Here is a 14,798-nt window from a genome sequence, read left to right as displayed (position 1 = left end):
ATTTCAAAACGTACATTTGTACCTGCATGACACATTTACTCCAACATATAAATTCGCCCCTAGAACTTCGTAAGTTATCGAAATCTGAATTACCTAAACTCGCTAAAGAATTACGCGAATTTATAATTCAAATTGTAGCTACTAAAGAAGGGCATTTGGGTGCTAGTTTAGGTGTTGTAGAACTTACAATAGCCTTGCATTATGTATTTAATACGCCCGACGATATTTTAATTTGGGATGTTGGCCACCAAGCTTACGTACATAAATTATTAACGGGCAGAAAAGCACAATTCGACACCAACAGACAACTTGGTGGTTTAAGCGGATTTCCAAAACGGGAAGAAAGTGCCTATGATGCTTTTGGGGTCGGACACTCTTCTACCTCCATTTCTGCTGCCTTAGGTATGGCCATTGCCTCTAAACTTAAAGGCGATTTTAACAAGCAACATATCGCTGTTATTGGAGACGCCTCAATTGCTAGCGGGATGGCTTTTGAAGGCCTTAATCATGTGGGAGTTACAGATACCAATTTACTCGTTATTTTAAATGATAACGCTATAGGAATAGACCCAAGTGTAGGAGCCTTAAAAATGTATTTAACCAATGTTAAAAAAGGCACGCAAAAACAAGACAATATTTTTGAAGCCCTAAATTTTAATTATTCTGGCCCTATAGACGGACATGATTTACCTAAAGTAATTTCGGAATTGGAGCGTTTAAAACACATTCCCGGACCAAAATTTCTTCATCTTATTACCACCAAAGGAAAAGGGTTAAAACAAGCCGAATTAGACCAAGTAAAATACCACGCACCTGGTAAATTTGATGCTAAAACTGGCGATTTATTTGCTAAATCGACCACGGTGATGCCTCCAAAATTTCAAGATGTTTTTGGTAAAACCATAGTAGAATTAGCAAAAGACAACGAAAAAATTATAGGTATTACGCCTGCCATGCCTACAGGAAGTTCGTTAAAGTATATGATGGAAGCCTATCCCGATCGCGCCTTCGATGTCGGGATTGCCGAGCAACATGCTGTAACCTTATCGGCAGGATTGGCAACTCAAGGCTTTATACCATTTTGCAATATTTACTCTACCTTCTTACAACGGGCATACGATCAGATCATTCACGACGTGGCGCTTCAAAATTTACCGGTAATATTTTGTTTAGATCGTGCCGGATTGGTTGGTGAAGATGGCGCAACTCATCAAGGAGTTTTCGATTTGGCGTATTTACGATGCATACCAAACCTCATCATTTTTGCACCTAGAAACGAAGTCGAATTACGAAACATCATGTATACCGCTCAACAAGGTTTAAAACATCCTATCGCGATTAGATATCCGCGTGGAAGAGGCCGGGAACTAGAGTGGAAACAGCCCTTTTCGAAACTTGAAATTGGTAAAGCTGAAAAATTAAAATCAGGAAAATCGATTGCTGTTTTATCTATAGGCACTATGGCTTACAATGTTGAAGATGCCCTACAACTATTAGAACATACAGACCAAGAGGAGATTGCTTTTTACAATATGCGATTTGTAAAACCTTTAGACGAAGACTTGCTTCATAATATTTTAAGTAGCTACACCAAAGTCTTTACTATTGAAGACGGTACTATTTTAGGTGGATTTGGAAGCGCCGTAATAGAATTTGCTGCAAAACACCATTACAAAACAACTATTGAAGTACTAGGCATACCGGATACATTTATAGAACAAGGATCGGTAGCCGAACTGCAAACCGAACTCCATCTCGACGCAAAACATTTAGCCGAAACGTTTTTAAAAACATTATAATTTTTTATGGAACAGTGTCTATTTTGGTTTGGTTAAACCTAATTCAGATAAAAATTTCCACATGTTTTCATTTAATTTAGATTTATCTTCTTTTGAAAACTTTCCATGGCCTCCCCCTTCTATGGTTAAAAATGCGGTTTTTACCTGGTGCGCTTTCAGTGCATCATAAAGAATTTTAGACTGATTATAAGGAATAACGGTATCTGCATCGCCATGAACAATAAATATGGGCGGACTATTTTTATCGACATAATACAGCGGCGAAACCGACTTTACAAAATCTATATCCTGATACCGATTTCCCATCCATCTCTTAACAGACCCCTTTAAAATTAGCGTTAAATCTGTAGGCCCGTATTGATCTATAATCGCTGCGATTTTAATATTAGACTCGTGTTCGCAGTTTGTATCGAATTTAGTATTGTTGGCCAACAAACCCGTCATGAGTGCTAAATGCCCTCCAGCAGAGCCACCTTTAATCACAATTTTAGTGGTATCTATATTTAATGTTTTAGCATGTTTAACAAGATAAATTAGAGCGCAACGCACATCTTCGATCGATCCCGGAGCGGGCGAAACGTCTACCAAGCGATATTCAACATTGGCCACGGCATATCCTTCCTTAAAAAAGGAACCAAAACCCGTTTGAGATTCTTTAACCCCATGACTCCATCCGCCACCGTGAATATTAATAACAAGAGGGGTAGGTGCTTCTGCGCTAGGATTGGAATATATATCCATCCGGCCTTCCCAATCCTTAACGGTAGTATAAACCACATCTATTTCAGCTTTATAACCTGCTGGAAAGGCAACAGGCTTATACGAGGTTTCTTGAGCGGACACCTTAAAAAAACTTCCTAAAGTGAGTACAAATAATAAAAAATAAGCTTTCATTAGTCGTTTAAATTTAGATGTATCATAAAAGCAAATATAATAGAAAATCAACTCTTAACGCTGTTAAACTCTACTGTTGCAGAATTTATGGCACAAAAAAAAAATAGGCTGTCTAAAAAAGTATTAAAATCCGTCATTCCGATTTTTTTTCAGACAGCCTATTTAAAGACTATAAAAGCTTGAATATTATTTTACAATAAACTTTTTGTTGTGGTTATTGCCCCTTCAGTAAACTTCGCTAAATACACACCCGATGACACATTTAAGCGCACATCTTGAGCAGTATTACCGTTTAATTCTAGATCTTTAACATAAACCGACTGTCCGTTTAAATTGAAGATTTGAAGATTTACCTTTCCTAAATTCGATTTAGAATTAATTTTAAATTCACCATTAGATACTGTTGGATACAACGAAATTCCAGAAGCCAATACATTGTCTTCTACACTTAAACTGGCACTTGTAAATTTCCCCGAAAAAACACCTCTTCCGTATGTTGCTGCGTAAATAGTATTATTATCTCTCATATCAAGGTCTAACACTTTAACATTACTCATACCATTAAAAGCCGATTTCCAAGTTGGAGAATTGCTAGAGAAATTAGCCGTATACCAAACACCTAATTCTGTTCCTACGACTACTTCATCTAATTTTAATGGATTTTGAAGAATGGCTTTAACAGGTAAATCTGGTAAATTTCCATCTTTCTGACTCCAAGTGGTTCCTCCATCAGTGGTGTACCAAATATTATTTACACCATAATTATGGAACGTCACAAAAATATCGTTTGATGTTTGTCCGAATTCAATATCTGAAATACTTCCTAGAAACTGAGGTGAAGAAATATCTGTCCACGTTTGAAATAAAGGGGCACTAGCATTCGTCACCTTTAATAATTTTCCGTTTTCTAAACCTAAATACAATATACTATGATCTCCGGTTGTTTGATGTGGAGATACTGCCATAGCTGTTGCTGAGGCATCTAAAGCATCGTTTTTAATGGTATTTACTAAGAAACCAGGTTGGCCAATTGCTAATTTGGTACGATAAGTTCTATAGGCATAATCGTTACCTTTTGAGTAATTTGAGAATAAATAATCTAAACGAGAATCTAGGGCTTGTGGGTTTATAAATTCTCCATACTGCTCCTCTTCTTCATTTATGGTTGTTCGAGCTCCTGTAGCATAATCTATTTTAGTAATGGCAAGATTATACACATAATTTACGATACAATAGGTATCTGTACCATCTTGATCGAAAAAGGTTGCTCCTCCATCGCCGCCGTACACAGGAAATGTAGAATTAATACCTTCGCTTACCTGTTGAAAAAATTGACTCCCATTATCTTGAGACCCAGCGACCATAAGCTCTTCGGTAAAAGGCGAAGTTGGAGACACCGCTACGGTATAAAATTGTGTTACATTATAACCATCGTTTCTTACTTCTGGGTTTGTTCCAGATGTAGTAGAATAATATACCCCACCATCGTTACCAAATAACATTTTAGAGGTGTCGTTTTGCCCAAATACTATGGCATGTTGATCGGCATGCATTTCAGGTAAATCGTAACCCCCATGCCAGTGCGATAATTGAGTCCAGGCATTACCTCCATTTACACTTTTAAATAAATCGATACCCCCTACAAACACCGTTTCATCATTTTTAGGATCTAGTTTTATTACCAAATTGTAATATGCTTGCCCTCTACAAAAATCATCGGCTGATATATCATCATCGGCATCGTTTGGTAAAGGCATAGATGTCGTTGTTGCAAACCCATTGGTTGTTTTTTCAATAATAACAGGAACATTAGTCCCTTCTGCTAACACATAAATTTTATTAGCATCTGTAGAAGATACTGCTATTTGCGTACGTCTAGCAGCCAACGTGTGTTTTACCGTAAATATACCACCATCTTTCGATGATAATATTGTTCCGCCGCCATCTCCGTATAATGCACTACGTCTTGTAGCCACCCACACAGTGTTATCTGGGCCAATTTCAATATCGTTTGGTTCGAATTTATAACCTGAATCGGTTGTTGGCAAGCCTAATTCGGCCCAAGAAGCTCCGCCATCTACAGATTTATATAAACCATAATCATTTGGTCCTAAGACTGTAGTTGGATTCGAGACAAAATACCCTGTTGCTCCTGCAGCAATATACACTTCGGATACGCCATTATTATTTCGTACTGCGATATCGTTTACATGCTGATTTCCATTAAGAACATATTGTCCAACAAAATCGCCATAACCACCTTTAATGGTACCGTTAACCGTATTTCCAGCATCTATTTGAGCTTTTATTTTAGCTCCATTGGTATTAGAAATCATAACCGCAGGAATTTTTATATCTCCTAAAGGATCATCGCCTCCCATTCCAATCGGATTTCCAGCCACATTATTTATAACAATTACACCAATCGCTCCAGCATTTTGAGCATTTTTAACCTTAACAACAAAATCGCAACTTCCTCGATAAACTAAGGCAATTTTACCTTTTATAGCCGCTGCATTGGTTAAAGCATTACATCCCTCGTTTGGTAAAGCGGTACCGTCTGTAGCTATTACCAAATTGCTAGTTATGTCTTCTAAAGGTTTAGGGCCAAAACTAGCACTAGAGGCTACATTGGTTCCTGCTATAGTATTCGGAGCATTAATTACCACACTTGCACTTGTTTGAATAATGGTTTCACCAACTGGACCTCCAAAAATATGAGACCAAGAATTACCACCATCTGTAGATTTCCAAACACCATTCCCATTAACATCGCCAGAGACATAAGATTCACCTGTACCCAAGTACATGACTTTAGAGTTATTAGGATCGACAGTAATACAAGTAATATTTAAGTTTTCTGGAATATTTACACTCGTCCAAACCGAATTAGGATCGGATATTTTAGTATTTCTCCACAATCCGCCACTTACACCTCCTGCAAAAACGGTTTCATTAGAAGCATCGTTTGGATCGAAAATAAGAGCACGTGTACGTCCGCCAATATTATTCGGTCCACGTTCTACCCAGTTGTTATTCGAGGCGTCTCCAGGAACACGCCCTTGAGCTAAATCTGAATTTCGCTTAGCAATAAGTTCTTTTTGAATAACAGCCAGATTCTCTGGTGTTGGACGACCGAGTTCTGGATTCATGGTTAATTCCCATAAACGTTCCATATAACGCTTTGGTGGTAAGCCCATGTTTACACGTTCTTTTTTAGATAAATCCTGAGTTCCTTTAAACGGACTGTTCTCAAGGAATTTTTTATGAGCAGCCTTCAGTTCTGAAATTGAAGTTTTGGGTTCTGTTTCTGCCTTTTGGCTAGAGTAATAATAACTAAAAGCCAAAATTAAAGTAAGAGCTAAAAGCCCTAATACAATGGGTAGTTTTTTTTTCATATTAAAGTATTGATTTTACGTAAAAATAGAACTAATAATGCTTACCTAAAAATTTTCTATACGTTAAAATAGCTTGACTGTCAGAAAACAAAGACACATAATGACATACATTTAAAAGCCTTATATATAAGTCGTCTTCGTTAAAATTGATGGTTTTTGGTAGAATTTTTAAAATTAGCTTATCGTAATTTGAAGCATTCCCCTCGAAACTATTATTAACAGCAGTAATATAGGTGTCTAATAATTTTGAAATGACCTCGTAGCCTGAAATCTCCTTATCTAAAACTTCTCGCGACTGATAGATTTTTTCTACACTAAGTTTAATAATGTCATTTATTTGTGCTTCGTATTTACTTTTGTCTAATAAAGACACGCCAAAGGTTCCGTTTAAAATAGCATCTTCATTAGCTTCAAACACAGAAATTGCTTCATTTATTAAGGTATTTATGGCCAGAGCTCTTAAATAACTAATACGATCTTGGGTATTATTTAATTGATTGTATTTATTAATATCAATAACATCTTTCACCAATTTAATAAGGTACTCTAAAGCAAATTCTTCTTCAATTAACCCTAGGTTAATCCCATCTTCAAAATCGATAATCGTATAACAAATATCGTCTGCAGCCTCTACCAAGTACGCTAATGGATAGCGTTTAAAACGTATATCGCCAGACGCTCCTGTTTCAATTAAACCAAGTTCTTGGGCCACATCTAGAAAGGCTTCCTTTTCACTTTGAAAAAAACCATATTTTTTATCAGATACATGTTGGGTAGGTTTTTTAGGTAACGATTCTTTTGGGTATTTAATAAAAGCTCCTAAAGTAGCGTAACTTAAACGCAGCCCACCAATACGGCCGGCACGGCTCTGCGTTAAAATTTTGAATCCGTTCGCATTTCCTTCAAAATCGCATAAATCTTGATATTGCTTTGGCGTTAATCCAGCTTTATACTTTTGCCCAAAACCGGTTTTAAAATATTCTCCGATAGCTTTTTCGCCGGAATGTCCAAAAGGCGGATTCCCGATATCGTGGGCCAAAGCCGCCGAAGCTACTATAGCTCCAAAATCGTTTGGCAAATAGCCGTGTTCTAATTTAAGTTCTGGATGTTTTATAAGTAGTTTCTCTCCAACCTTACGCCCTAAAGACCTAGCTACAACACTTACCTCTAAACTATGGGTTAACCGTGTATGCACAAAATCGGTTTGCGACATAGGGATGACTTGAGTTTTATCTTGTAAACTTCTAAATTCTGAAGAGAATATAATACGATCATAATCAACTTCAAACCCTAAACGGGTTTCATCTTGATCCTTTCTTAAACGCTTTTTAACATCTCCAAAACGTTTTAGAGATAATAATTGTTCCCAATTCATAATACTATTTTAAGTGAACGCAATATAGCATTTTCTAATAAACACAATGCTTTAAGCGTGATTGAACACCAAAATTAAAATCTTTAATGTTAACATAATGTTTAGAAAATCGAGAAAAAATTAAATCGGCTAACCTTTAGTTAACCTTTTCATCATTAATCTTTAATCCGTGATTAACCTTGACTTTACATTGTGCAAGTTTCTTTGCCGCATGATAATAAACGACAAAATGAAACAAATTTTAATCGCATTAGTTTTTTTAACAACTATGTTTTCTTACGCCCAACAAACAACGGGTTCTATAGTAGGGACATTAACAGACAAAGAGTATAACAATGAACCTTTAGCATTTGCTAATATTTTAATTAAAGGCACAACAAAGGGAACGACATCTGATATGGATGGTAATTATAGTTTCGAAAATTTAGAGGCAGGATCTTATTCGCTTTTATATAGTTTTGTTGGGTATGAAACCCAAGAAGTACCGGTTACAGTTACAGCAGGAAAAGAAACCAAAGTAGATATTATTATGGGTGCTAGTGCAGCTGCCCTAGACGAAGTAGTAATTACTACCACTACAAACAAGGAAAGTGAAACAGCTTTATTATTAGAACAAAAAAAGGCTGTTGAAATAAAGCAAAGTATTGGTACAGACGAATTAGTTAGAAAAGCCGTAACTAACGTTGAACAAGGACTTACAAAAATTTCTGGGATTACTACAGTACAAGATAGAGGAATCTTTGTTCGTGGTTTAGATGATAGATATAACTTCTTGTTAGTTAACGGGCTTCCTTTAGCTTCATCAGACCCAGATAATAAAATTATACCTTTAGGCTATATTGCAACCAGTATTGTAGGATCTGTAGATGTTTTAAAAACATTTAATAGTTCTATATATCAAGATTTTGCTGGGGCAACATTTGAAATTAACACCAAACAAATCCCGTCAAAACCTCAAACTAAATTTAGTGTTGGGTTTGGATTAAACACTAACACATCTCTTAAAAGTTTTAAGACCGATGACAGTGGAGATTCTGAGTTTTTTGGATACACAGGAGGCGGACGTCACTTACCATCGCAATGGGGTCAAGATGCGCAGTTAGGATATACGGCATCGCCATCGGAATCGGCAACTATTTTCGATACCTCTTGGACACCAACAACCACAAAGGCACCTTTATCGACTCGTTTCGGTTTGTCTCACGGACAAGAAATTTTTGATAATGGCGTAAGTAAAGTAGGTTTCTATTTTAGTTTAGACTACAGAAACTCTTACCTAACACAACAAGGTGTAGAACGAGCACTGAACTCTGAAGGAACAGCGCAACAAGATTTTACAACAACAAATTTTAATTTCTCTACTCAAAAATCGGGATTACTTGGTTTAAATTTTTCTAGAGGAAATAATTTCAGTTTAAACTTCAACACCATTTACCTACAAAATTCATCTAACTTTATTAGAGAAGCACAAGGTTTAAATGACGGATTTACTCAGTTGAACAACAAAGATTTCTACATTAGAGATATTAAATACACCGAAAACGACTTATTATCTTTCCAGTTGTTTGGAGATAAATCTTGGAATAACGACAAGCACATCTTAACTTTTGCTGGGTCTTATGGTATAGGAAACAACAACCTTCCAGATCGTCGTGTATTAAGAACTGCTGGATCTGGAGAAGAAGCCGAGTATATTACAACAAATGGTATCGACCCGTTTAAATTCTACCAAGAATTAAATAATAACAATATTAATGCTAAAGTAGAATATCAAGTTGGGTTTCAAAGAGACGAAGATTCAGATAAGTTTAAAAGCATCTTAAAAGTTGGATACAACTTTGATGATATTAGATACGATTTCTTTAACAGAACCATCTCTACAGAACAAAACAGTAAGGATCCATTACCTTATATTAACACTAACGATCCTCAAGACTTTTTCGAACAAGGATTTGCAGGGGGCTACTTATTTTATAGCAACACTGCCGATCCTGCCGCAAAAAGTAAAATCAACCAAACTATTAATGCTGCATACATAGATTTCACAAAAGAGTGGGACAAATTATTAGTAGAAGTTGGAATTAGAGGAGAAGCTGCTTTTAGAGAAATTATTTATCGCGAGCAATTAAGTTCTATTAACGATCCTTACAAAAGCATAGAATACAATCCGTTTGATATTGCACCATCTTTAAACATTAAATATACTTTAAACGATTTATCGAATATCCGATTTGCAGGATCTAAAACCGTTACAAGACCACGTTTAAGAGAAATTTTACCAACCACATTCCAAGATGGAGATGGTAACCAAGTTCTTGGTAATCCTGAGGTAGAAAACTCTACAAACTATAATGCCGATTTAAAATATGAAATCTTCCCTTCTAGATCTGAGGTTTTAGCCTTAACCGTATTTGGTAAGTACATTCAAAATCCTATCGAGCGTTTATCACGATCTACATCTATTGGGTATAGAACATTCTTCGACAATTTCGATGAAGCTTACATTTATGGTCTAGAATTAGAAGCTAAGGTAAATATTGGTAGTATTACAAAACTTGAATCTTTAAACCCATTTACCTTCGGATTTAATGGAATCTTAATGGATTCTGAAGCTTCTGCAGACCCTAACAATCCAGATTTTGCAACTGTAACAAATAAAACAAGAAAACTTCAAGGAGCATCAGACTGGGGAGTGAATGCCGATTTAGGTTACAATCTTATCGACAGAGAAGAAACAACATCGTCTATAAACTTAATCTTTAACACCTATGGAAAACGTATCTACGCAGTAGGTGTGGAAGGTGCAGATGAAATTTACGAAAAACCTGTTAACCAATTAGATTTATCTTGGAACACTCAATTTAATGAAAAATTTGGCTTGCGTTTTACCGTAAGAAACATTCTTAACGAAGAAACTCTTTTTACTCAAGATGCAACTAGAGAAATTCAATTTCCAGACGATTATAGTAACGTTATAGAAAACTTTAACCTGGGCGTTAACTTTAGTTTGAACTTAACTTATCAATTATAAACCTAATTTAATTTAACACAATTAAAATACTAAAACAATGAAAACAAATTTTTTAAACATCTCTTTAATCGCAACATTACTACTAGGTGTAATGTCTTGTAACAATGATGATGATATGGGAGGAACAGATCCAGTAGATCCAACAGAAAACGTTATTACTGGAGATATTACTGAAGACATGGTCCTTGAAAAAGGAAACTACACACTTAAAGGAAATGTTCAGGTTCACTCAGGAGCTACATTAACTATCGAAAAAGGAAGTACAATTACAGTTACTTCGGCAGATCAAGCAGCAGGAATCAACCTTTTAATGGTATTACAAGGTGGTAAATTAATCGCTAACGGTACTGCAGACGAGCCAATCGTATTTACTTCTGAAAACAAAAATGCAGAAGGCGGAGACGGTGACTGGGGAGGAATCACTTTACACGGTTACGCGCCAATGAATGCTACAGGTGGAACTTCTTTATCTGAAGCTGGACAACAACCTTACGGTGGAACTGATGCTGCAGACAGCTCTGGTTCTTTAAAATACGTTATCGTAGAATATGCTGGTCAAGCATCTTCTGATGGTGAATTCGAATTTAATGCTTTCTCTTTCTTTGCTTGTGGTAGCGGAACTATCGTTGAAAACTGTGAGGCTTTTGAAGGAGCAGATGACGGATTCGAATTTTACGGTGGTACTGTAAATGCTAAAAACTTATCTATGGTTGGTATGGAAGATGATTCTATCGACTGGGATGAAGGTTTCCAAGGATCTATTACTAACGCTGTAATTTACCAATACGATAACATTGGTGACTATGCTTTCGAATTAGCAAACAGAAGTGGAGAAAACAATGCATCTCCAAGATCTAACGCTGCTGTAAAAGACGTAACTGTTAGAGCTAGCAACAGAGATGGAAAAGCTGCTTTCGACCTTAAACAAGGTACTGCTGGTACTTTCGACAACATCATTGTGTCTAACACACAAACTGTAATGTTTGTAAACAACCAATTAAACGAAATTAACGACGGGACATTAAAATTTACAAATGCTAAATTTACTTATAGCGAAAACGAATATGTAAATAACGTAGACGGAACTACACTTCCAGATAGTTTTATTACTTCTAACGGCGAAGCTACAGGTGCAGACGAAAGTGTATTTGATGGTTGGTCTAACTATGCTAACATCGGAAATGAAAATGCAGATCCTATTGTTATTAGCGGAAATATCACAGAAGATTTATTTATCCCTAAAGGAAACCATACACTTAAAGGTGCTGTAACTGTACAATCTGGAGCCACTTTAACTATCGAAAAAGGAAGTACAATTACAGTTACTTCAGCAGATCAAGCAGCAGGAATCAACCTTTTAATGGTATTACAAGGTGGTAAGTTAGTTGCTAACGGTACTGCAGACGAGCCAATCGTATTTACTTCTGAAAACAAAAACGCAGAAGGCGGAGACGGTGACTGGGGAGGAATCACTTTACACGGTTACGCGCCAATGAATGCATCTGGTGGAACATCTTTATCTGAAGCTGGACAACAACCTTACGGTGGAACTGATGCTGAAGACAGCTCAGGATCTTTAAAATATGTTATCGTTGAATATGCTGGTCAAGCATCTTCTGATGGTGAATTCGAATTTAATGCTTTCTCATTCTTTGCTTGTGGTAGCGAAACTATCGTTGAAAACTGTGAGGCTTTCGAAGGTGCAGATGACGGATTCGAATTTTACGGTGGTACTGTAAATGCTAAAAACTTATCTATGGTTGGTATGGAAGATGATTCTATCGACTGGGATGAAGGTTTCCAAGGATCTATTACAAATGCTGTAATTTACCAATATGACAATGTTGGAGATTATGCTTTCGAATTAGCAAACAGAAGTGGAGAAAACAATGCATCTCCAAGATCTAACGCAGCTGTAAAAGATGTAACTGTTAGAGCTAGCAACAGAGATGGAAAAGCTGCTTTCGACCTTAAACAAGGTACTGCTGGATCTTTCGATAACATTGTTGTAACAAATGCTCAAACTATCATGTTTGTAAACAACCAATTAAATGAAGTTAACGATGGTACTTTAGTATTTACAAATGCTAATTTCTCTGGTTACACTAACTTATATGTTAATAATGTAGACGGAACTGATTTACCAGATAGTTTCATTACAGAAAACAGCGAAGCTACAGGAGCAGATGCTACTGCTTTTGATGGTTGGTCTAATTACTCTAAAATGTAATTGAATTTTTAAATTCATACCTAATAAAAAAAGCATCCTGAGAAGGATGCTTTTTTGTTTTATAAAAATTGAAATTAAACTAGTTGTTACCAGCTAATTTGGTTTTATTGTTCCATTCGCTAACACTAGCAATAGCGTTGTTAGAATAGTCTACTTCTTTTAATGTCTTATCATTCCAAAAGAACCACTTTCCAACTTTGTTACCTTTATCATAATTTGCAGAGGCTAATTTTTTTCCATTAACATCATATTGCTTCCACTCTCCTTGCAACTTTCCGTCTAAAGTATAAAACCCAGTCTGACTTACTACACCATTATCATGATAATAAGTAACTTCAATTAGCTCAGCTCCTTCATTAATTTTTAAGTCTCTTTTATCTTGTGCAAATGACACAGCAGTCATTAATAATGCAATTACAAATAATATTTTCGTTTTCATATTCTAAGTGTTTATCTAATTCTACATAACAAAGATAGCAAATAGTTAACTTTAAAGCAATGTTTACGTAACATTAATTTAACATTGGAGTGTATTTTATTAATTTTCAACACAATACAACAGGCTTAAAAAGCTTAAAGTATTAATATTAACATAATAATGGCTTCACGTTTATATAATGTCTATAGTTGATATTTGCTATAACTTCATATAAACTATTAGTTTTTGTCGACTATTTTATCATGAATTTAGTAACTGCCTCTCAGGAGGCAGTTCTTTTTTCATTGTTAACTTTTAAGAAACATTCAGTTAACATTGGTTTTAGTTCTTTGCCTCGACAAAAACTATAACATATATGAAACTTAAAGTACTGCTAGTTCTAGCATTGACTTTTTCGTTTTCAAATTTTATTCATGCTCAAGAAGTTAAGCCTTCCAAATTTGGTAAAGGCATAATTAATATTGTTGATAAGGACAGTACTTGGTCTATGAAATTTGGGGCACGTATGCAATTTTTAGGATCCGTTTTTACTTATAACGATAATAACGTCTTAAAAGAAACCAACTCATCTTTTTTAATCCGTAGAGCGAGGCTAAAGTTCGATGGATTTGCTTTTAGTCCAAACTTAGTTTATAAAATAGAATTAGGAGTGTCTAACCGAGACATGTCGGGAAGCTCCATCTACACCCATAATACACCGCGAATTATTATGGATGCTGTTATGAAATGGAAATTCCATAAAGGATTTCAATTCTGGTTCGGACAAACAAAACTTCCTGGTAATCGTGGTCGTGTTATTTCATCGGCAAATCTTCAACTTGTAGATCGTTCCATATTAAATGCCGCATTTAATATAGACAGAGATATTGGATTACAATTACATCATCAAAACACCATAGGAAACCATTTTGTTATGCGACAAATAGTAGCAGTCTCCCAAGGGGAAGGCCGAAATGTAACTACCGGTAATTTAGGTGGCTTACAATATACTACACGCCTAGAATTTTTACCTTTTGGTGAATTTAAAGATAAAGGGGATTATTTTGGAAGTGACTTAAGCAGGGAAGATCATCCTAAATTATCGCTCGCTGCTGGTTACGATTTTAATAATAATGCCGTAAGAACACGTAGTAATATGGGAACCTATATGGTTACAGATTCAGGATTTCATAAAACCAACATTGGTACCGTGTTTATAGATGGGATGTTTAAATATAAAGGCGTATCTTTTATGACTGAATATGCAGACAGAACAGCAAGCGACCCAATTGCAAGAAATTCTGATGGCACAGAAACCGGAGAAACTGTATTAATAGGAAATGCCTTAAATTTACAAATGGGCTATCTATTTAAATCTAACTGGGAAATTGCTGGCCGGTATGCCACAACAAATTTTGATAAAGAAATTACCGGTCGTGGAACCGAAAATGAGTACACGGCAGGTGTATCTAAATATATAGTAAAACATAAATTAAAAGTGCAAACAGATTTAGGCTATTTAACCAATGCTAGCAACAAAGATATGCTATTATATAGACTGCAATTTGAGATGCATTTTTAATTAAAATCATAACATTAACGTAACATATCAGTGAAAAACACTATAGATATTTGCAAACAATTTTAGATTAA

Annotated in this window: 8 protein-coding genes; 4 read left to right on the top strand and 4 right to left on the bottom strand. The window is 35.7% G+C overall.

Features of this window, described 5'->3' with window-relative positions; translation table 11 throughout:
* The first annotated feature begins 26 nt into the window (after nucleotides 1–26).
* On the top strand, nucleotides 27–1,799 hold the full coding sequence (gene dxs, locus A9D35_RS12290) for a 1-deoxy-D-xylulose-5-phosphate synthase (protein WP_066223441.1): 1,773 nt from the start codon (nucleotides 27–29) through the stop codon (nucleotides 1,797–1,799).
* Between the two features lie 18 nt (nucleotides 1,800–1,817).
* On the opposite strand, the gene A9D35_RS12285 is transcribed toward dxs, so the two are convergent.
* The 3 genes from A9D35_RS12285 to dgt all read right to left on the bottom strand — a co-directional run bounded on the left by A9D35_RS12285 (nucleotide 1,818) and on the right by dgt (nucleotide 7,466).
* The gene (locus tag A9D35_RS12285) at nucleotides 1,818–2,693 is read right to left on the bottom strand and encodes an alpha/beta hydrolase (RefSeq protein WP_066223439.1); all 876 of its coding nucleotides are present in this window, start codon (nucleotides 2,691–2,693) and stop codon (nucleotides 1,818–1,820) included.
* A 191-nt stretch (nucleotides 2,694–2,884) separates the two neighbouring features.
* Nucleotides 2,885–6,091, bottom strand: a complete 3,207-nt coding sequence (locus A9D35_RS12280) for a PA domain-containing protein (protein WP_066223437.1) — start codon at nucleotides 6,089–6,091, stop codon at nucleotides 2,885–2,887.
* 31 nt (nucleotides 6,092–6,122) lie between these two features.
* On the bottom strand, nucleotides 6,123–7,466 hold the full coding sequence (gene dgt / locus A9D35_RS12275; protein ID WP_066223435.1) for a dGTP triphosphohydrolase: 1,344 nt from the start codon (nucleotides 7,464–7,466) through the stop codon (nucleotides 6,123–6,125).
* A gap of 229 nt (nucleotides 7,467–7,695) precedes the next feature.
* On the opposite strand from dgt, the gene A9D35_RS12270 reads away from it, so the two are divergent.
* A complete protein-coding gene (locus tag A9D35_RS12270; RefSeq protein ID WP_159427058.1) occupies nucleotides 7,696–10,497 on the top strand; it encodes a TonB-dependent receptor in 2,802 nt (933 codons plus the stop codon).
* Nucleotides 10,498–10,534: 37 nt separating this feature from the next.
* Nucleotides 10,535–12,727 (top strand): beta-helix domain-containing protein, encoded by a 2,193-nt coding sequence (locus A9D35_RS12265; RefSeq protein ID WP_066223431.1) that lies wholly within the window; start codon nucleotides 10,535–10,537, stop codon nucleotides 12,725–12,727.
* Between the two features lie 79 nt (nucleotides 12,728–12,806).
* On the opposite strand, the gene A9D35_RS12260 is transcribed toward A9D35_RS12265, so the two are convergent.
* Nucleotides 12,807–13,166 carry a toxin-antitoxin system YwqK family antitoxin gene (locus A9D35_RS12260; RefSeq protein ID WP_066223428.1) on the bottom strand — a complete coding sequence of 120 codons (360 nt, stop codon included), beginning with the start codon at nucleotides 13,164–13,166 and terminating at the stop codon, nucleotides 12,807–12,809.
* A 355-nt stretch (nucleotides 13,167–13,521) separates the two neighbouring features.
* Here A9D35_RS12260 and A9D35_RS12255 point away from each other — a divergent pair, with 355 nt between their 5' ends.
* Nucleotides 13,522–14,727, top strand: a complete 1,206-nt coding sequence (locus A9D35_RS12255; RefSeq protein ID WP_066223426.1) for a porin — start codon at nucleotides 13,522–13,524, stop codon at nucleotides 14,725–14,727.
* Nucleotides 14,728–14,798: the final 71 nt, after the last annotated feature.

This window comes from Formosa haliotis, assembly GCF_001685485.1.
Taxonomy (GTDB): domain Bacteria; phylum Bacteroidota; class Bacteroidia; order Flavobacteriales; family Flavobacteriaceae; genus Formosa; species Formosa haliotis.
The sequence above is the reverse complement of the archived record's forward strand: the minus strand, read 5'-3'. Positions and strand labels throughout refer to the sequence as shown.